The sequence below is a fragment of the Streptomyces sp. WM6386 genome (assembly GCF_000972385.1).
GTDB lineage: Bacteria > Actinomycetota > Actinomycetes > Streptomycetales > Streptomycetaceae > Streptomyces.
Genome location: NZ_JXTE01000361.1, coordinates 1 through 619, shown reverse-complemented (window position 1 = coordinate 619; position 619 = coordinate 1). Strand labels below are relative to the sequence as shown.

The window sequence follows — 619 nt, the reverse complement described above, 5'->3', positions numbered from 1 at the left end:
AGGTCCGGTACGCCCTCAGTTCACCGCTGCTGAAGCGGACGAGGACGTCGTTCTGGCGGTCGCCGTTCAGGTCGCCGAACGGGACCGGGGTCACCGAGGAGGGCCAGCCCGAGGCGGACATGGGCTTGCCGAGGCCTCCTGTCCCGTTGCCCGGGCGGTAACTGATGACGCCGGACGGGCTGAGGGTCATCACGTCGCCGATCCCGTCTGGCGTCCAGGTGTCGTAGTTGGTGAAGTCGCGGCGTACGACGGCTCCGTAGGACACGCGCAGCGTCTTGGTGACCGTCAGCGCGGGTCCCGACCCGTCGGCGGGCTGGGCCGTCAGCTTGAAGGTGGAGGTGCCGTTGGGGACGTAGGCGCCCTTGCCGTCGCGCTCGTCCCACCGCGCGGTCAGGTTGCCCGACACCTCGCCGCCGGAGAGCGTACGGACCACCGTGCCGGTGGCCTTGCTGGTGAGCGTGGCCTTCCAGGAGGCGGCGGGCTTGGAGAGCAGCCCGCGCCACTGCCACCACGACTCGCCGCCGAAGCTGCTTGTCACCTCGGACTCGATCACTTGGAGGGCCTGGGTGGCGGTCCCGCTGGGCACCAGGTGTATCCGCCGGTCCGCGTCGACGTAGGT

The 619-nt window shown here is 70.3% G+C and carries 1 pseudogene; it reads right to left on the bottom strand.

The annotated features are described in order from the left end of the window. Positions 1-619, bottom strand: a pseudogene (locus TN53_RS41725) (hypothetical protein); the annotation flags it as partial.